Origin of the sequence: Arthrobacter sp. 3Tela_A (assembly GCF_049311025.1) — a bacterium.
In the GTDB taxonomy this organism is placed as follows: domain Bacteria; phylum Actinomycetota; class Actinomycetes; order Actinomycetales; family Micrococcaceae; genus Arthrobacter_B.
Genome location: NZ_JAXIOM010000007.1, coordinates 1 through 17,687 on the forward strand (window position 1 = coordinate 1; position 17,687 = coordinate 17,687).

The 17,687-nt window shown below is 66.1% G+C and carries 16 protein-coding genes; 14 read left to right on the forward strand and 2 right to left on the reverse strand.

Annotated features, from left to right (window positions below):
- Positions 1-80: 80 nt before the first annotated feature.
- Positions 81-1,166: an inositol-3-phosphate synthase gene (locus TVC13_RS03750; RefSeq protein WP_422399902.1), complete on the reverse strand. Its 1,086-nt coding sequence runs from the start codon at positions 1,164-1,166 to the stop codon at positions 81-83.
- A 336-nt stretch (positions 1,167-1,502) separates the two neighbouring features.
- Between TVC13_RS03750 and TVC13_RS03755 the strand changes: the two genes are divergently transcribed.
- The 6 genes from TVC13_RS03755 (at position 1,503) to TVC13_RS03780 (ending at position 8,345) form a co-directional block, all read left to right on the forward strand.
- Positions 1,503-2,819 (forward strand): hypothetical protein, encoded by a 1,317-nt coding sequence (locus TVC13_RS03755; RefSeq protein ID WP_422399903.1) that lies wholly within the window; start codon positions 1,503-1,505, stop codon positions 2,817-2,819.
- Positions 2,820-2,839: 20 nt separating this feature from the next.
- Positions 2,840-4,285 carry a glycosyltransferase family 87 protein gene (locus tag TVC13_RS03760; RefSeq protein WP_422399904.1) on the forward strand — a complete coding sequence of 482 codons (1,446 nt, stop codon included), beginning with the start codon at positions 2,840-2,842 and terminating at the stop codon, positions 4,283-4,285.
- Positions 4,282-5,334 carry a lipid II:glycine glycyltransferase FemX gene (locus tag TVC13_RS03765; protein ID WP_422399905.1) on the forward strand — a complete coding sequence of 351 codons (1,053 nt, stop codon included), beginning with the start codon at positions 4,282-4,284 and terminating at the stop codon, positions 5,332-5,334. The genes TVC13_RS03760 and TVC13_RS03765 overlap by 4 nt, the downstream gene beginning before the upstream one ends.
- Positions 5,327-6,772, forward strand: a complete 1,446-nt coding sequence (locus TVC13_RS03770) for a phytoene desaturase family protein (protein WP_422399906.1) — start codon at positions 5,327-5,329, stop codon at positions 6,770-6,772. Before TVC13_RS03765 ends, TVC13_RS03770 begins: the two co-directional genes overlap by 8 nt.
- 137 nt (positions 6,773-6,909) lie before the next feature.
- Positions 6,910-8,019: a hypothetical protein gene (locus TVC13_RS03775; RefSeq protein ID WP_422399907.1), complete on the forward strand. Its 1,110-nt coding sequence runs from the start codon at positions 6,910-6,912 to the stop codon at positions 8,017-8,019.
- A 50-nt stretch (positions 8,020-8,069) separates the two neighbouring features.
- Positions 8,070-8,345 (forward strand): hypothetical protein, encoded by a 276-nt coding sequence (locus TVC13_RS03780; protein ID WP_422399908.1) that lies wholly within the window; start codon positions 8,070-8,072, stop codon positions 8,343-8,345.
- Between the two features lie 31 nt (positions 8,346-8,376).
- On the opposite strand, the gene TVC13_RS03785 is transcribed toward TVC13_RS03780, so the two are convergent.
- Complete coding sequence (locus tag TVC13_RS03785; protein ID WP_422399909.1) at positions 8,377-8,697, reverse strand: putative quinol monooxygenase; 321 nt, start codon at positions 8,695-8,697, stop codon at positions 8,377-8,379.
- 116 nt (positions 8,698-8,813) lie between these two features.
- On the opposite strand from TVC13_RS03785, the gene TVC13_RS03790 reads away from it, so the two are divergent.
- From TVC13_RS03790 to TVC13_RS03825, 8 genes are all read left to right on the forward strand, one after another.
- Complete coding sequence (locus tag TVC13_RS03790; RefSeq protein ID WP_422399910.1) at positions 8,814-10,496, forward strand: ABC-F family ATP-binding cassette domain-containing protein; 1,683 nt, start codon at positions 8,814-8,816, stop codon at positions 10,494-10,496.
- Positions 10,497-10,551: 55 nt separating this feature from the next.
- Entirely contained in the window at positions 10,552-11,757 is a 1,206-nt protein-coding gene (locus TVC13_RS03795) for an MFS transporter (protein ID WP_422399911.1), read from the forward strand.
- Positions 11,758-11,856: 99 nt separating this feature from the next.
- The gene (locus TVC13_RS03800) at positions 11,857-12,903 is read left to right on the forward strand and encodes an ATP-binding cassette domain-containing protein (RefSeq protein WP_422399912.1); all 1,047 of its coding nucleotides are present in this window, start codon (positions 11,857-11,859) and stop codon (positions 12,901-12,903) included.
- Positions 12,900-13,739 (forward strand): ABC transporter permease, encoded by an 840-nt coding sequence (locus TVC13_RS03805; RefSeq protein WP_422399913.1) that lies wholly within the window; start codon positions 12,900-12,902, stop codon positions 13,737-13,739. Before TVC13_RS03800 ends, TVC13_RS03805 begins: the two co-directional genes overlap by 4 nt.
- 31 nt (positions 13,740-13,770) lie before the next feature.
- Entirely contained in the window at positions 13,771-14,718 is a 948-nt protein-coding gene (locus TVC13_RS03810; protein ID WP_422399914.1) for an ABC transporter ATP-binding protein, read from the forward strand.
- Complete coding sequence (locus TVC13_RS03815) at positions 14,715-15,566, forward strand: ABC transporter permease (RefSeq protein ID WP_422399915.1); 852 nt, start codon at positions 14,715-14,717, stop codon at positions 15,564-15,566. The genes TVC13_RS03810 and TVC13_RS03815 overlap by 4 nt, the downstream gene beginning before the upstream one ends.
- A 168-nt stretch (positions 15,567-15,734) precedes the next feature.
- Positions 15,735-16,691, forward strand: coding sequence for an ABC transporter ATP-binding protein (locus TVC13_RS03820; RefSeq protein WP_422399916.1), 957 nt, complete (start codon positions 15,735-15,737; stop codon positions 16,689-16,691).
- The gene (locus tag TVC13_RS03825) at positions 16,688-17,563 is read left to right on the forward strand and encodes an ABC transporter permease (protein WP_422399917.1); all 876 of its coding nucleotides are present in this window, start codon (positions 16,688-16,690) and stop codon (positions 17,561-17,563) included. The genes TVC13_RS03820 and TVC13_RS03825 overlap by 4 nt, the downstream gene beginning before the upstream one ends.
- The last annotated feature ends 124 nt before the right edge of the window (positions 17,564-17,687 follow it).

The following is a 17,687-nucleotide window of genomic DNA, read 5'->3' on the forward strand; positions in this document are numbered from 1 at the left end:
GGGGGCGCGGTGATGTGTATAAGAGACCGGCCCAGCGCTGGGACGTGCACTTTCTGCTATCTCGATTCTTGGGGGAGGGCTTAGCGCTCGGCTTCGCCCCGGATGAACTGCTCAACCTTTTCGCGGGCAATGTCATCGTTGTACTGCTCCGGCGGGGACTTCATGAAGTAGCTCGACGCGGAGAGGATCGGCCCGCCGATTCCGCGGTCCAGCGCGATCTTGGCTGCACGGACGGCGTCGATGATGACGCCGGCGGAGTTGGGGGAGTCCCAGACCTCAAGCTTGTACTCCAGGGACACCGGGGCGTCGCCGAAGTTGCGGCCTTCCAGGCGAACGAAGGCCCACTTGCGGTCATCCAGCCAGGCCACGAAGTCGGACGGGCCGATGTGGACGTCGTTCGCGGCCAGCTCGGCGGAGACGTTCGAGGTGACGGCCTGCGTCTTGGAGATCTTCTTGGATTCAAGCCGCTCGCGCTCGAGCATGTTCTTGAAGTCCATGTTGCCGCCGACGTTGAGCTGGTAGGTGCGGTCCAGCGTGACGCCGCGGTCTTCAAAGAGCTTGGCCATCACACGGTGCGTGATGGTGGCACCGATCTGGCTCTTGATGTCATCGCCGACAATGGGCACACCGGCAGCGGTGAACTTGTCAGCCCATTCCTTGGTCCCGGCAATAAAGACGGGCAGGGCGTTGACGAAGGCCACGCCGGCGTCGATGGCGCACTGGGCGTAGAACTTAGCTGCCTGTTCGGAACCGACCGGCAGGTAGCAGACCATAACGTCTACGTTCGCGGCCTTGAGCTCGGCAACCACGTCTACGGGGGCCTCGTCGGACTCGCTGATCGTCTCGCGGTAGTACTTGCCCAGTCCGTCGAGGGTGTGGCCGCGCTGGACCTTGACACCGGTCTCGGGGACATCGGCAATCTTGATGGTGTTGTTTTCGCTTGCGCCAATAGCGTCGGCCAGGTCGAGTCCGACCTTCTTGGCATCGACGTCGAACGCAGCCGCGAAGTGCACGTCATTGACGTGGTAATCGCCGAACTGGACGTGCATCAGGCCTGGGACGGTTGCTGTCGGGTCGGCGTCTCGGTAGTAGTGGACGCCCTGCACCAGCGATGCAGCGCAGTTACCAACACCAACGATTGCCACCCGGATCGGGTTATTTGCCACGGTTCTCCTTTGAAGACAATTCCTGTGCCGCCGCCCGCCGCTGACGCGCGGATATGCCGCAGCAGGCGGCTCAGGCAACTGACCTAGTCTACTTCGTCCGGTGAACAAACCCCGGGCGCAGGGCCGCAGAGCGCAGCGCGCCCTCAGCGGAAAGCGGACAGAACCGCCGCTGCCCCGAGTGCCGCGACCGTACCAAAACAGAGTCAGGAGCCCTGCAGACCCAGACCCGGCTCGCCCTTCGCTGACTGCTTTTGGTCCGCCGCCGGTGGCATGGCCAACCGGTGCGCCTACGCTGGAAGAACAGTGCCGGAGCCCTTCCTCCGCTAGGAGTGCATCATGAGAGACATTCCAGCCGCCGTCCGCACCCGCGCCGCCGTCCGCACCCGCGCCGCCGTCGTACTGGCAGCCACCGGCCTTCTTGCCGGAGGCGGACTGGCTGCCTGCAGCCAGGGTTCGGGAGAGTCCACATCGAGCCCGACGGCGGAGTCCCCCTCGGCGTCGCAGCTCGCCGATGAGTGTGAACTGCCGGCGCCATCAGCCACGCCCAGTCCGGAAGGCGGGAACTTCGCCGCCACAGACCCGGACACCTCTGCCCTCGAGATTGTCAGCGGGCAGCAGCGGGCAGTGGGTGCCTCCACGATCAGCAAGTCAGGGGACAGCTCCAGTACGGATTCCTCCAGCTTCACCGGTCTTAACGCTGCCGTACTGATCTCCGGCGGCGGGTCCCTGGCGATGAACGGAACCATCGTGGAAACCAGCGGTGCCGGCGCCAACGGGGTGTTCGCGACCGGCACCGGATCCTCAGCATCCCTGCAGGACGTGAGCGTAAAGACCGAGGGCAGCTTCTCCCATGCCCTGGATGTCACCGATGGCGGGAGCATCACCGCAGTCAGCGCCGATCTCACCACTGCCCAGGACCACTCCAGCGCCATCGCCACCGACCGCGGCGGCGGCGCCATCCAGGTTGCCGGCGGCACCGCGAGGACAGAGGGCGGACTCTCCGCAGTTATCTACTCGACCGGCATGATCGACGTCTGCGGGCTGACCGGTTCATCGGCGCTGGCCGAGGCGATCGTGGTTGAGGGAGCCAACTCCGTGCAGGCCTCCAGCTCCGATCTCACCGGCGGCACCCACGGGGCCTATATGTACTCGAGCACCCCCGGCGGCAGCGGAGGCGGAACACTGACCCTCTCCGGCGGGACGCTGACCGCGCAGAACGGAAATGCCGTTTTTGTCGACGGGGTTTCGGCCACAATCAACCTCAGCAATGCCGCGAAGCTGGATCCCGGGTCCGGAAATGTTCTGAGCGTGACCAACAACGGCAGCGCATCGGCATCCCTGACGGAGACCGAACTGGAGGGACAGCTCACGTCCGACGCCGGCAGCAGCCTGGACCTTTCCCTGACGGCCAACAGCAAGATCACCGGCACGCTGAACAATGTGGGGGTGGAACTGGATAACACCAGCACCATTGACCTCACAGCGGACAGTTCCGCCACCTCCGTTACGGGCGCACTCGTCACCGGCACCGAGATCAGCAACATCACCGGCAACGGGCACACCCTCACCTACGATCCCTCGGCGGAGGGCAACGGCTACCTGAACGGGCAGGACTACGACCTTGCCGGAGGCGGAACCCTCCGCGCAGCATAGGCGCCTGCATACTGGTAGGCATGGATTCCACTCCCCGCCGCCGGCCGATGCGCATAGTCGTTCCAAGCCGGAACGACCGGCTGCTGGGCCGGTTCACAGAGGCCATTGGCGGACCCCTGGGCCGGTACACCGCTCCGGGAGTCGTTTCCCCGGGATTCTTCACCGTCCCGCGCGTGCTGATTCTGCTGACCACGGCGGCGGCCCTGCTGGCGTTGCTGGCCAAAACCCCCTGCCGGCTCAACGGCTGGTCCAACTCCTTCTACCAGGCCTGCTATTCGGACTGGCCCGCCCTGTTCGGTGCCCGCGGCCTGGGTGAGGGGGTCTATCCCTTTATCAGCGCCGGTTCGGAGTTCGAATATCCGGTGCTGCTGGGGCTGCTTGCGGGTTTTGTGGCCTGGCTGGTCCCCGCGGACGCGGCTTCCCGGGGACTGGTCTATTTCGACCTGAATGCGGTGTTTGCCACGGCCGCTTGGATCGTCACGGTAATCGCCACCATGAAGATGGCCAACCGGCGTCCCTGGGACGCCGCCATGGTGGCCGTGGCGCCGGCCATGATCCTGTCCATGTTCATCAACTGGGACATCTGGGCGGTCATGCTCGCTGCCCTGGGCATGCTGGCCTTCGCGCGGAACCAGCCCGTCCTGGCCGGCGTCCTGATTGGCCTTGGCACGGCGCTGAAGCTCTATCCGGTGCTCATTCTCGGGGCGGTGCTGGTACTGACTCTGCGCACCCTTAAGCTGCGCGCCGCTGCCCTCACCTTCGCGGCCACAGCCGGCGCCTGGCTGGCGGTCAACGTCCCGTTTATGCTCCGTGACTTTGCGGGCTGGAAGTTTTTCTACGAGTTCTCCAAGGACCGCGGAGCAGGTAACTCCAGCGTCTGGCAGGTCTGGAACATTACCTTCCCGGAGTCCCCGGTCGACGCTGCCTTCATCAGCTTCTGGGCCTATTTCCTCTTCGCGCTTGCCTGCGCGGGGATCGCTGTGCTGGCGCTGGCGGCCCCGCACCGCCCCCGGCTGGCGCAGCTGGTGTTCCTGATCGTGGCGGCCTTTATCCTGACCAACAAGGTCTACTCGCCCCAGTTTGTGCTCTGGCTGGTCCCGCTGCTGGCGCTGGCCAGGCCGCGCTGGCGGGACTTCCTGATCTGGCAGTTCTTTGAAGTGATGCACTGGTGGGCCATCTGGCTCTACCTGGCAGCGCTCGTTGGCGGCGGAGCTCCGGAAAACAATCTCGACTCCGGCTGGTTCGTCCTCTCGGTGATTGGGCACATGGGTGCCACCATGTACCTGATGGCACGGGTGGTGATGGACATCTGGGATCCCCGGACAGACCCGGTGCGCCGCATGGGCATCGATGATCCGCAGGGCGGACCGTTCAACCAGGCCCCGGACCGCTGGCGCCTGCGGCTGCGCCGCCGCCCTCGGGTACCCTTGGAAACGGACGCAGCCCCGGCGAAAGAAGCAATGTGACCCCCGCTCCCTACCGTTTCCAGCAGCTGTCCCGCGAGGACTTCGAGTCCGTGGCAGCACGCCACCCCGGCGTTGTCATCCCCTTGGAACAGACACCGTACTGGGCGGATTTCGAAACCAGCCTGGGCCGGGAACCATATGGCATCTGGGCCTATTACGACGGCGACAAGCTGGTCGCCTCCGCCAGTTACCTCCGCTCCCGGCGGCGCCTGCGCCCCTCCCTGGTAGTGGTGAACGGGCCGACCTGGTTCACCGAGCGGACCCCCGAGGCCGAGGCACGCCTGGTGGCCACCGTGCAGGAGCAGTTCCGGGCAGATCCCGCCGTCGACCCGCTGTATGTGCGGATGCAGGTGGAGCATGTCAGCCCGCCGGTCACCGGACCGCTCGAGCACGGCTGGTACGAACGCGAAATCGTAGTGGACCTGACCCCGGACACCGAGAAGATCTTCGCTGCCTTCCGCCCCAACGCCCGGAACCTGATCCGCAAGGCGGAGAAGCTCGGCGTGGAAGTCCGGACCGTGGAACGGGAGCGATGGGCCGAGGTTTTCCGCACCGAACTCTTCCCGATCATGCAGGAAACCGCCGCCCGCGACGGGTTTTCCAGCTTCGATTCAGTCTTTTACGAAACCCTGCTCACCGAACTGGGCGACCACCTGCGCCTAATGGTGGCCTACGTCGAGGGCAGGCCGGTCTCCTGGCTGATCACCACGGAATACCGCGGCTACGCCGTGTACTACTTCGCCGCGAGCTCACGCGACGCCCGAAAGACCAACGCCCCTTACCTGCTGCTCTGGGAAGCCTTCAAGGTCCTGAAGGAAGCAGGGAACACGGCCTGCGGACTGACCGGCATCGAAAGTGAAAACTACCCCTCGCTGGCCAACGTCACGACCTTCAAGCGCAACTTCTCCAAGACGGTGGTTACCGTCCCCACCACCTATGACATCCCACTGCACCCTCTCCGTTACCGGGCACTTGAAACTGCCCTGCGGCTGCGCCGGGTTCGTGCAGGCCTGAAACGTGGTCCGGGCGCCAAGGCCGGCCGTGACTGATGTAACCGTGGTGGGAGCCGGGCCGAACGGCCTGGCCGCGGCCGTCACCATGGCCCGCGCAGGATTGTCCGTGCGCGTCCTGGAAGCGGCCTCCACCGCGGGAGGCGGATCACGCACCAGTGAACTGATGCGTCCCGGCCACTTTCACGACGTCTGTTCAGCCGTTCATCCGATGGCCCTTGCCTCACCGTTTTTCCGGGATTTTGGCCTCTCGGAGCGGATTGGGCTGGAAGTTCCGGAGGTGTCCTACGCCCAGCCGCTGGACGGGGCACGCGCTGCGCTGGCCTACCGCAGCCTGGAACGCACCGTGCAGGAACTTGGACCGGACGGCACGGCCTACAACGCCTTGATGCGGCCCCTGGTTGAGCACAGCGAGGCCATCACCCGGACGCTCATGGATCCGCTGCTGAAGCTTCCCCGCGAGCCGCTGGCCGCGCTGCGGTTTGGCCTGGCTGCCCTGGACCAGGGAAGCCGTACCTGGAACCGCCGCTTCAGCGAAGATGCGGCGCCCGCGCTGCTCACCGGCGTGATGGCCCACCCGGTGGGACGGCTGCCGTCCCTGCCCTCGGCCGGCGGCGGCCTGCTTCTGGCACTGCTGGCCCACAGCGTCGGCTGGCCCGTGCCGCAGGGCGGGTCCCAGGCCATCGCGGACGCCCTGGTGGAGGACCTCCGGGCGCACGGCGGAGCACTCGAGACGGGGCACGCCGTGGATTCGCTCAGTGAACTCTCCGGCTCCCGGGCCGTCATCCTCGACACCGCGCCGGCAGGGCTGCTGCGCCTGGCGAACGGAGCGCTGCCGGCCCGCTATGAACGCGCGCTGCACCGTTTCCGGTACGGCAATGCCGCCTGCAAGGTGGACTTTATCCTCTCCGGTCCGGTCCCGTGGGCCCACCCCGGGCTGGCCACTGCCGGAACCGTTCATCTGGGCGGAACACGCCAAGAGACCGCTGCCTCCGAGGCCGAGGTAGCCGCCGGCCGGCACCCGGAGAAACCTTACGTACTGCTTTCCCAGCCCAGCACTTTCGATGCCTCCCGCGCTCCCGCCGGCCGGCACATCCTGTGGACCTACTGCCATGTTCCCGCCGGATCAGAGCAGGATATGGCCGCCGCAGTCACCGCGCAGATTGAACGCTTCGCCCCGGGATTCCGGGACGTCGTCGTGGAAACACACACGACGACGGCGCGCGGCCTGGCCGCCTACAACGAAAACTATGTGGGCGGGGACTTCGGGGCCGGGGCCGTAACGCTCGGGCAGATGCTCCGCCGCCCTGTGCTTTCCCCTACCCCGTGGAAGACCCCGCTGCCCGGCGTTTTCCTGTGCTCGGCATCCACTCCTCCCGGGCCTGGCGTGCACGGAATGGGCGGATACCACGCGGCGGCTGCGGCACTGCGGACCGTATTCGGGCTGCCGCTGCCCTCCCTCGCCCCGGGCAGGTAGCAGCAAGGTTACGGATTGATGCCGGAAGCGCGGCGTTGCGCCGGCAGCCGCCGCCGCCGGCGGTATCTTGGAACTCGGCATCTTAGGACCGTGGCTTCGATCAGAGCCTCAGCCACAGCGCAGCCGGGGGATCTCTTATGACGGTTTCAACACCACCACTTACCGGGCATCCCGAAGCGCCCCTCCGCAATCCTTCCCCGGAACAGGCCGGCAGGCAGTCCGGGCAACGCCGGGGACGCCGCGGCCGTCGGCGCAGTCCGGGGCGCACACGGCGGAACACCGCGCTTGTCCTGGCCGTTGCCGGAGCTGCCGTCCTGCTGGCCGCGGGCGTGTTCGGATACCGTTTCGTGAGCCAGAACGTGCTGGGCCCGCAGGCAGTGGCGGAGGACTACCTGGCGGCGCTTGCCTCCGGAGACCAGGCAGCCGCGCACGCACTGCTGCCGGAGACCGGGGCCCTGGTTCCGCAGGACCCGGCGGTTTACGAGTCTGCAGGGGCACGGATCACCGGTTTCGAAATCCTGGGACAGGAAATCAGTGCCGGCAGCGCCGTCGTGCAGGCGCTGGTGGACCGCAGCGGTGAGCGCAGCACCGTTGAGCTACATCTGGTGGAGGCCGGATCCCAGGCACTGGTCTTCTCGGCATGGAAGCTGGAGCCCTCCGCTGCGAGGACCGTGCGGGTGGAGGTTCCCGCCGGAACGGGACAGATCAGGATCAACGGGACCGCACTGGCCCTGCCGCCGGGCGAGGACTCAGCGGAGGTACTGCTGCTCCCCGGTTCCTACCTGGTGGAAGGTCCACTGGAACGCTTCTTCAGCTACGGTGCAGGCAAAACGGTGCTGGTGGATCCCGGTATGGCAGGCGGTCCGAATCCGGTCCGTCTCCGGGCGGCGGCGAATGCCGAGCTGGCCGCCGAAGTCCAGGCGCAGGCAGAGGCTTACCTGGCGCAGTGCCTCGCCCGTCCTGAGGCCGCACCTTCGGCCTGCCCCAACGCGGCGTACTCCGGCTACGGGCCGGAACGGGTCCGGGATGTGCAGTGGGTTTTGGAACGGGCTCCGGAATACCGGATCACGGGCACGCCCGAATCAGGGCTTACCGTGTATGCCGCCGGAGGCAAGGCCCGGGCGCAGTACCAGGAGGACACCAGCGGGGCGGGACGCTGGGAAAGCCGCTCTGACCTGGTGAACATCAGCTTCAGCTCCGGGGTGGAGGTGGCGGGTGAGACCCTCGGCCTGGACTTCCGGCCCTGAGCCCTTGCACTGGGCCGCGCGGCGTGGGGAACTTGAACGAGGAGGTTCCCATGACGGACACACCCGAACACCTGAGCAATCACCACCGGGACACACTGAACCAGATTCTGCGCCATCCGGTTTCCCACAACATTGAGTGGAAGCGTGTGCGGTCCCTGCTTGATGCCGTTGCCGACACCACGCGGGAGCACAACGGCAAGTACGAGGTCACCATCGCAGGGCAAACCGACTATCTCACCCCGCCCCGCGGCAAGGACATCGACGAACAGACAGTGGTGGACCTGCGCGAAATGCTGGAGCGCGCCGGGTTCTCCCTGCAGGAGTAGCCGGCCCGCTCTCCAGCGGGGAATGACGACGCTACTTAACCTCGAGTTCGCCCATCCGGGACCACTCCTGGCCCTCGATCAGCGTGTTGATGATCCGCGGGGTCTCAACCAGCGCCGGCAGCATGTCCTTCATGGCCTGCTGGAAGTGGTCGCTGTTCACGTGGGCGGCAGCGGCGTCGTCCTTGAAGGCCTCAACCAGGACGAATTCGTTCGGATCTTCCAGGCTGCGGGACCAGTCGAACCAAAGGTTGCCCTCTTCGCCGCGCGTGGCAGCGGTGAAATCGGCGGTGAGCTGCGGCCACCGCTCAGTCCACTCCGGCTTGACCTTGAACTTGACGACGATGAAGATCATCTTTTTCTCCCGGGTTGTGCGGATTCTTCGGACTCAAATCCTATGCCCGGTGCTGCGTGCCGTCACGCTGGCGGAGTGCTGACGGAAGATCTGTGCGGCGGTGGGAGGATGGAAGCGTGGCTCATCTCGACGTATCCGGCATTGACTATTTCCTCTCCGACGGCAGGCAGCTGCTCAGCGGCGTCAGCTTCAAGGTGGGGGAGGGACACAAGACTGCCCTGATCGGGCCCAACGGCACCGGGAAGACCACCCTGCTGCGGATCATCGCGGAAGACATCAAACCAGACGAGGGCACCGTGTCCCGGTCCGGAAACATGGGCATCATGCGCCAGTTCGTGGGCCAGGTGCGCGACGGCAGCACCGTCCGGGACCTGCTGGTTTCCGCCGCGCCGCCCGCCATTGCCGCGGCGGCGCGCGCAGTGGACGAGGCCGAAGAAGCCATGATGGAGAACGACGACGAGCCCACCCAGATGCGCTACGCCCAGGCCATTGCCGACTGGGGCGACGTGGGCGGCTACGAACAGGAAACCGTCTGGGACGAAGTGACCACAGCCGCCCTGGGCATGCCCTTCGACTCCGCCCAGTACCGCCAGGCCAGCACGCTCTCCGGCGGTGAGCAGAAGCGGCTGGTGCTGGAGGCGCTGTTCTCCGGCCCGGATGAGCTGCTGCTGCTCGATGAGCCGGACAACTACCTGGACGTGCCGGGCAAGCGCTGGCTGGAATCCAAGCTCGCCGAATCGAAGAAGTCCGTCCTTTTCGTTTCGCACGACCGTGAGCTGCTCGCCAACGCGGCTACCCGCATCGTGACGCTGGAGCCGGGCATCAACGGCGCCTCGGCGTGGATTCACGGCGGCGGGTTCGGAAGCTATATCAAGGCCCGCGAAGACCGCAACGCACGCTTCGAGGAGCTGCGCCGGCGCTGGGACGAGGAGCACGTGAAGCTCAAGGAACTCGTCAACATGTACAAGAACAAGGCCGCGTTCCGCTCCGACATGGCCAACCGGTACCACGCCGCCCAGACCCGCCTGGCGAAGTTCCTGGAAGCCGGACCGCCCGAAGCGCTGCCGATCGAGCAGAACGTTAAGATGCGGCTGCGCGGCGGCCGTACCGCCAAGCGCGCCGTGGTGGCGCAGAAGCTGGAGCTGACCGGGCTGATGAAGCCGTTCAGCACGGAAATCTGGTTTGGCGACCGGGTTGGTGTGCTGGGGTCCAACGGTTCCGGCAAGTCCCACTTCCTGCGTCTGCTGGCCCTGGGCGGCAGCGATCCGGACAAGGAACACGAGCCGGTCTCCGAGGTGGAGATCGCCCCGGTTCCGCATGAGGGTTCGGTGAAGCTGGGCGCCCGGATCCGTCCCGGTTTCTTCGCGCAGACCATGCTGCGCCCGGATCTGCTGGGGAAGACCCTGCTGGACATCCTGCACCGCGGGGATGAGCACCGCTCCGGCCTGGGCCGGGAGGCCGCTGCCGGCGCCCTCGACCGCTACGGCCTGGCCTCCTCCGGCGAGCAGAAGTACGACTCGCTTTCCGGCGGCCAGCAGGCGCGCCTGCAGATCCTGCTGCTGGAACTCTCCGGAGCCACGCTGCTGCTGCTCGATGAGCCCACCGACAACCTGGACCTGCACTCCGCCGAGGCACTGGAGAAGGCCATCGAAGCCTTCGAAGGAACGGTTCTGGCGGTAACGCACGACCGCTGGTTCGCCCGCAGCTTCGACCGGTTCCTGGTGTTCGGCTCCGACGGGCGGGTCTATGAGTCCGAAGAACCGGTCTGGGACGAAAAGCGGGTCGAACGCGTCCGCTGACCGGCCCGCGCGCGCCCGTTTCACTCCGGCAGGGTCCGGGCTCCAGAATGAGGGTGTGAACACCAAAACCCTGGACCGTGCCCTTCTGGCTGTCTTTGCCGTTTTCGCCCTCAACGGTGTGATCTTCGCCAGCTGGGCGGCACGCATTCCGGCTGCCGCTCAGGCACTGGATATTGGTTCCGCGGGTGTAGGCCTGCTGCTGCTCTTCTCTGCCGTGGGCTCAGTGGCTGCGCTGCCCCTCGCCGGCGCCCTGGCCCAGCGGGTTGGCACTGCCAACGCCGTGCGGACCGGCGGACTGCTCGCCTCCGCGGCCGGGCTGGTCATCGCGGCCGGACTGTCCGCGGGATCGATTCCCCTTACCGCGGCCGGGCTGCTGATCTTCGGCTCCGGCATTGGCCTCTGGGACGTGGCCATGAACCTTGAAGGCACGGAAGTTGAACGCGGCCTGCGCCGGACGCTGATGCCCAAGTTCCACGGTGCCTTCAGCGGTGGTGCCTTCCTGGGTGCGATGATCGGCGCCGGCCTGTCCGCCCTGAACGTCAGCCTGCCGGTGCACCTGATCGGAATCGTGGTGATCGCCGTCGTGCTGGTGATCCTGGTACCCCGGGCCTTCCTGCCGGATTCCCCCGAGATGCTTCATCCGCACCAAACGGGCGCACCGAAACCTTCCAGCTTCGGCGCATGGAAAGAGGGCCGCACGCTGCTGATCGGCGTCGTTGTCCTGGGGGCGGCACTGACCGAAGGCGCCGCCAACGACTGGGTGGCCAAGGCAACCGTGGACGGGCTCGACGCCTCGGAGACAGCCGGGGCAGTGATGTTCGGCGTATTCGTAGCTGCCATGACTGCCACCCGCTGGTTCGGCGCCCGCCTGATCGACCGCATGGGCCGGGTCCGGGCGCTGCGGCTGTGCATGGGCGCCTCGCTCGCAGGACTGCTCCTGTTTGTCTTCGCTCCCAGTCTCTGGCTGGCCGGGATCGGGGTCATCCTGTGGGGTATCGGTGCCGCGCTGGGCTTCCCGATGGGAATGTCTGCTGCCGGCGACGATCCGGTCCACGCCGCGGGACGCGTTTCCGTGGTTTCGACCCTCGGCTACACAGCCTTCTTCGTCGGACCGCCGCTGCTCGGTTTCCTGGGCGAGCTCTGGGGGCTGCGCAACGCACTGCTCGTCGTCGGTGCCGCGATGCTGATGTCCATCGTGTTCGCGCCTGTTGCCGCCGAGCGCAAACCAGAGGAGCTGGATTCGGGAGATTCTGCCTCCTAGGGCATATTTCCAGCCAAAGATCCGGCGCTCTTGCCTTCCGGACTGAAGCTGTCCGGATAAGCCCTATCCAACGGATGCGGGCAGTCCTAACCTGTTCGCATGTCCCTTCCCTCCAACCCCCACAACCAAGTGCGCCCGGCCTCGGAAGGCCGGCGCGACCCCCTGATTCAGGCCCGAGGCCTCACCAAGGTCTATAAGTCCAAGTCCGGGCCGGTGTTTGCCCTCGACGGCCTGGACATCGGAGTGCCGCAGGGCACCGTAACAGCGCTGCTGGGCCCCAACGGCGCCGGAAAAACGACGGCGGTCAAGGTGCTCACCACCCTGATCAAACCCAATGCAGGGACCGCTTCCATCGATGGAATCGACGTCGCTGCCCGGCCAAAGGACGTCCGCCGGATCATTGGCGTGTCCGGCCAGTACGCGGCGGTGGATGAGAACCTGACCGGTGTCGAGAACCTGCGGATGGTCGGCAAGCTCTACCACCTGCCCACGGAGCAGGCCCGCCGGCGGGCCGCTGAACTCATTGAACAGTTCGACTTGGCGGACGCCGGCAACCGGCCGGTGAAGGGGTATTCCGGCGGCATGCGCCGCCGGCTGGACCTTGCCGGTGCCCTGGTCAACAATCCGCGCGTCCTGTTCCTGGACGAACCGACCACCGGGCTGGACCCGCGCAGCAGGCTGGCGCTCTGGGACGTGATCAAGTCGCTGGTGGCCGGCGGAACCACCCTGCTGCTGACCACCCAGTATCTGGAGGAAGCAGACCAGCTGGCGGACACGGTGGCCGTGATCGACGGTGGCAAGGTCATAGCTGAAGGCACCTCGGACCAGCTCAAGGCCCGGATCGGGGGACACCGGGTAGCCGTGGCGCTGGTCGAGGGATTCGACTCGGGCACGGCGAAGGAGATCCTGGCGCGCTACGGCAGCGGAGAAGTCCACACCGCCAGCGACGGACGCGCCCTGGAAGTGGCAGTGACAGAGGGCCCGTTGGCCCTGCAGCGGGTTCTACGTGACCTGGAAGCCGAGGGAATCGGACTGCACGACGCCGGTATCCGGCGCCCCACCCTCGACGACGTGTTCCTGAAACTCACCGGGCACACCACCGAAGAAGAAAAGCAGGATGCCGGGAAAGCGAAGGCAGCACGATGAGCGCCGCAGTCACGGCCCGGTTCCAGGCGGGCTCCGGCACCACCGCGGGCACCTGGATCTCCGACGGCTGGACCGTCACCAAACGAAACCTGATTAAGATCCGCCGCACGCCGGACATGATCGTGTTCGCTGTGCTGCAGCCCATCATGTTCGTGCTGCTGTTCAGCCAGGTCTACGGCGGATCCATCCAGGTCGCCGGGACCAACTACACGCAGTACCTGATGGCAGGCATCTTCGCGCAGACAGTGGTGTTCGGTTCCACGTTCTCCGGATCTGCCATGGCCCAGGACCTGAAGGAAGGAATCATCGACCGGTTCCGCACGCTGCCCATGAGCCCTTCGGCTGTGCTGATCGGACGGACCAACTCCGACCTGGTGCTGAACGGCATTTCGGTGATCATCATGATGTGCACCGGACTGCTGGTTGGTTGGCGCGTGAACACGTCCTTCTGGGGTTTCCTGGGCGGTGTGGGTTTGCTGCTGCTGTTCTCCTACGCCTTCAGCTGGGTGATGGCCCTGCTGGGCATGTCCGTGCGCTCCCCGGAAGCGATCAACAACGCCTCCTTCATCATCCTGTTTCCCATCACGTTTATTTCCAACGCTTTTGTGCAGAGCTCCACGCTGCCGGAACCGCTGCGGACGATCGCTGACTGGAATCCGGTCTCCGCGCTGGTCCAGGCCGTCCGCCAGCTCTTCGGCAACCTGGGTTCAACGCCGGTGCCGGACACCTGGCCCATGCAGAATCCCGTCACCACGGTGCTGATCGGCTCCGCGATCATGCTTGTGGTGTTCGTACCTCTGGCCGTCCGCAAGTTCGAGGCGGTGAGTTCCCGCTAGGACCCGTCCCTTTCGAACCAAAGGACCAAGCATGATCCAGGCACACGAACTCACCAAGCGATTCGGCGGCAAGACCGCCGTCGACGGCATCACCTTCAATGTCCAGCCCGGCAAGGTCACCGGGTTCCTCGGGCCCAACGGCGCCGGGAAATCGACCACCATGCGGATGATCGTCGGGCTGGACCACCCCACGTCCGGGAACGTCATTGTCAACGGGAAACCGTACGCCAGGCACCGCATGCCGTTGCATGAGGTCGGTGCCCTGCTTGAGGCCAAGGCCGTTCATCCGAGGCGCAGCGCGTACAACCACCTGCGGGCCATGGCCGCGACCGAAGGGATACCGGCGTCGCGCGTAAAGGAGGTCATTGAACTGACCGGGCTTGGGTCCGCAGCCCGGAAGCGCGTGGGCGGTTTCTCGCTGGGCATGGGCCAGCGGCTTGGCATCGCGGCAGCCATGCTGGGCGACCCGCAGACGCTGATCCTGGATGAACCCGTCAACGGATTGGACCCGGAAGGCGTGAAATGGGTCCGTTACCTGGTTAAGGGCCTGGCCGCCGAGGGCCGGACGGTGTTTATCTCCTCACACCTGATGAGCGAGATGGCTGTGACGGCAGACCACCTGATCGTGATCGGCCGCGGAAGGATCCTGGCAGACGCTCCGATTGACGAGGTCCTCACCGGAGGCCAAAAGGAGCGGGTCCTGGTGCGCACGGACGACGCCGATGCCCTGGCCGACGCCGTCGGCTCTGCAGGTGCGGAGGTGCGGCGGCAGGCTGCGGACGAGCTGGAGATCCTCGGGCTATCCGCCCGCAGCATCGCCGAGGCAGCCTTCAGCCGGGGCATCCTCATCACCGGACTAATACCGCAGCAGGAGACCCTTGAAGACGCCTACATGGAACTGACCGGCGGCGAAGTTGAGTACCGGTCCGGGCCAGTCAGCGAGCAGGCGCTCCCGGCACCCGAAGGGCAGAGCAAATGAGTACAGCAGCCCCGGCATCCCGCACACCGCGCACCTGGCCCGGCGGCCGGGTCACATTCGGGCGGGTTGTGCGCTCCGAGTGGATCAAGACCGTCACGGTGCCCTCAACCATAATCCTGCTGGCCGTGAGCTTCGCAGTGATGGTTGGTCTGGGTGCCCTGGTCGCGTGGGGGACCGTCGAACTCGTGAACGACCCTGAAGCGGGCCCCCCGGAAGGGGTGGGCGGTCCGCCCGAAAGCCTGGCATATGACATCCCGGCGTCCGGGCTGCCGTTTGGCCAGCTGCTGATCGCGGCGCTGGCAGTGGTGCTGATCGGCTCCGAATACACCACCGGCATGATCCGGTCCACCATGGTGGCCGTGCCCACGCGCATCCCGGCCCTGCTGGCCAAGACGCTGGTGATCGCCGTCATCTCCTTCCTGCTCGGTGTCCTGGCAGCTTTCACTACGTACTTGCTGGCGCAGCCGATTCTGTCCGGCGCGGACCTCGAATTCGGGTTGGGGGCTGACGGTGTGCTGCCGTCGATCATTAACACCGGAACCGTCCTGGCTCTGATCGCCGTTATGGGAGTGGGGATCGGCGGGCTGCTGCGCAACACCGCCGGCGGGGTGGTGACCCTGGTAGGTGCCCTGTTCGTCCTGCCGATCATTGCCGCACTGCTCACCGGGCTGGCGGACTGGGTGGAGGACGCGGCGCGCTTCCTGCCCAGTGCCGCGGCGACCCAGCTGGTAGCCACGGAAGTGCAGACGGGGCAGTTCAACCAGGTGGAGGGCGGACTCATCCTCGCGGGCTGGGCGGTGGTGCTGCTCGCCGCAGCCATGATCGTCATCAAAAAGCGGGACGTTTAGAACCCGCGGGACGGTCCGCAGAAGTCAGGGAGCACCCTGAGTCATCCCTAAGGGGGACGCCGGTTTTGCCCTGAATCATCCCTAGGGCCGGTCCGCCGCGGAGCGCGGGAGCATAGTGTGGAGGCACACCCCCGAACTTGTACGCTCCGCTCCTAGATGAGGATCACCATGATCGAGGCACACGGCCTCTCCAAGCGCTACGGCAGCAAGACCGCCGTCGACAACGTCTCCTTCACCGTCGAACCAGGTAAAGTCACCGGCTTCCTGGGTCCGAACGGTGCAGGCAAGTCGACGACCATGCGGATGATCGTGGGACTGGACCGTCCCACCTCAGGAAACGTGACCATCAACGGCAAGCCCTACGCCCGCCACAAGGCTCCGCTGCACGAGGTGGGCGCCCTGCTGGATGCCAAGGCAGTGCATACCCGCCGGTCGGCCTACAACCACCTGCGCGCAATGGCGGCCACGCACGGCATCTCCAACAAGCGCGTCAACGAAGTCATCGAGCTCACCGGGCTGGGATCCGTCGCGAAGAAGCGCGTCGGCGGTTTCTCGCTGGGCATGGGCCAGCGGCTCGGCATCGCGGTCGCCATGCTCGGGGACCCGCACACGCTGATCCTCGACGAGCCGGTAAACGGCCTCGATCCCGAGGGCGTGCTCTGGGTCCGCAACCTGGCCCGCGGTCTGGCCGCCGAGGGCCGCACCGTCTTCCTGTCCTCCCACCTGATGAGTGAAATGGCCGTCACGGCAGACCACCTCATTGTGATTGGACGGGGCCGCATCATCGCGAACGCACCCATCCAGGACATCATCGACGGCGGCGGACGCCAGCGCACGCGGGTACGCACCGACAACGCGGCTGATCTGCTGCCCGTCCTTGAGGGACAGGGCGCGGAAATCAAGCGCGTCGAGGACGGTCTGTTCGAAATCAGCGGCGCCGATTCACGCTCCATCGCGGAAATCGCGCTGGACCGCAGGATCCTGCTCACCGAACTCACCCCCATCCAGGTCTCGCTTGAAGACGCCTACATGGAACTCACCCGGGACGACGTCGAATACAAGTCCCATGGATTTAGCCAGGAACCGGCTGCAGCCGAGCCTGTTGTGGAAGGAAGCCGAGCATGAGCACCGCAACCGCCCCCGCCCCGTCCCGCCGGACGGCCCGCACCGACGGCAGCGGCGTCAACTTTGCCCGGGTGATCCGGTCCGAGTGGATTAAGGTCACTACCGTTCCTTCAACAGTGATCCTGCTGGCCACCACCCTGGTGGTGATGGTCGGCATTGCCGCCCTCGTGGCCTGGAGCTGGGCCGTCACGGCCGAGATGCTCGCGGACGACCCCACCATGGGCCCGGCCATGGGCGTGGGGACCGGCATGGACCTGCAGGCCATGGTGTATGACACTCCAGCCTCCGGCGTACTGTTCGGCCAGCTGCTCATTGCTGCCCTGGCCGTGGTCCTGGTTGCCTCCGAGTACAGCACCGGCATGATCCGCTCCACCATGGTGGCGGTTCCCACCCGGACCCCGGCAATGCTGGGCAAGGCCATCATCATCGGCGTCGTAGCCTTCGGTATCGGCGTAGTCGGCGCCTTCGCCAGCTACCTGATCAGCCAGCCGCTGCTGGCACCGGAGAACCTGGACTTCGCCCTGGACGCACCCGGGGTGCTGCCCAGCATCATCAACACGGGCACCCTGCTCGCTGCGATCGCCCTCATGGGTGTGGCCACCGGATCGCTGCTGCGCAGCACCGCCGGCGGAGTCGTAACCATCATCGGTGTGCTGTTCGTCCTGCCCGTGATCGTTCAGCTGGTCTCCGGGCTGGCGGACTGGATTCCCGACGCCGCACGCTTCCTGCCCAGCAGTGCCGGCACCCAGCTGGTCGCCACCCAGATTGGCGACGGCGCCCTGAACCAGCTCGAAGGCGGACTCGTCCTGGGCGGATGGGCAGTCGCACTGATCCTCGTAGCGCTGATCGTCAACAAGCGCCGCGACGTCTAGGACCTGATTGGCCAGGACCTGACAAATCTGCTCAGCTGACATCAGGCTGGGCTGCATAAACCCGGTGGAGGGGAACGCGGAACGAACGGCCGCGCTCCCCTCCACTGTTATGTCCGGCAGGCCG

What these genes read in the sequence shown, in the direction of transcription:
- TVC13_RS03755 (WP_422399903.1), top strand. Translation starts at nt 1,503, where the DNA reads ATGAGAGACATTCCAGCCGCCGTCCGCACCCGCGCCGCCGTCCGCACC.
- TVC13_RS03760 (WP_422399904.1), top strand. Translation starts at nt 2,840, where the DNA reads ATGGATTCCACTCCCCGCCGCCGGCCGATGCGCATAGTCGTTCCAAGC.
- TVC13_RS03775 (WP_422399907.1), top strand. Translation starts at nt 6,910, where the DNA reads ATGACGGTTTCAACACCACCACTTACCGGGCATCCCGAAGCGCCCCTC.
- TVC13_RS03780 (WP_422399908.1), top strand. Translation starts at nt 8,070, where the DNA reads ATGACGGACACACCCGAACACCTGAGCAATCACCACCGGGACACACTG.
- TVC13_RS03785 (WP_422399909.1), bottom strand. Translation starts at nt 8,697, where the DNA reads ATGATCTTCATCGTCGTCAAGTTCAAGGTCAAGCCGGAGTGGACTGAG.
- TVC13_RS03800 (WP_422399912.1), top strand. Translation starts at nt 11,857, where the DNA reads ATGTCCCTTCCCTCCAACCCCCACAACCAAGTGCGCCCGGCCTCGGAA.
- TVC13_RS03805 (WP_422399913.1), top strand. Translation starts at nt 12,900, where the DNA reads ATGAGCGCCGCAGTCACGGCCCGGTTCCAGGCGGGCTCCGGCACCACC.
- TVC13_RS03810 (WP_422399914.1), top strand. Translation starts at nt 13,771, where the DNA reads ATGATCCAGGCACACGAACTCACCAAGCGATTCGGCGGCAAGACCGCC.
- TVC13_RS03815 (WP_422399915.1), top strand. Translation starts at nt 14,715, where the DNA reads ATGAGTACAGCAGCCCCGGCATCCCGCACACCGCGCACCTGGCCCGGC.
- TVC13_RS03820 (WP_422399916.1), top strand. Translation starts at nt 15,735, where the DNA reads ATGATCGAGGCACACGGCCTCTCCAAGCGCTACGGCAGCAAGACCGCC.
- TVC13_RS03825 (WP_422399917.1), top strand. Translation starts at nt 16,688, where the DNA reads ATGAGCACCGCAACCGCCCCCGCCCCGTCCCGCCGGACGGCCCGCACC.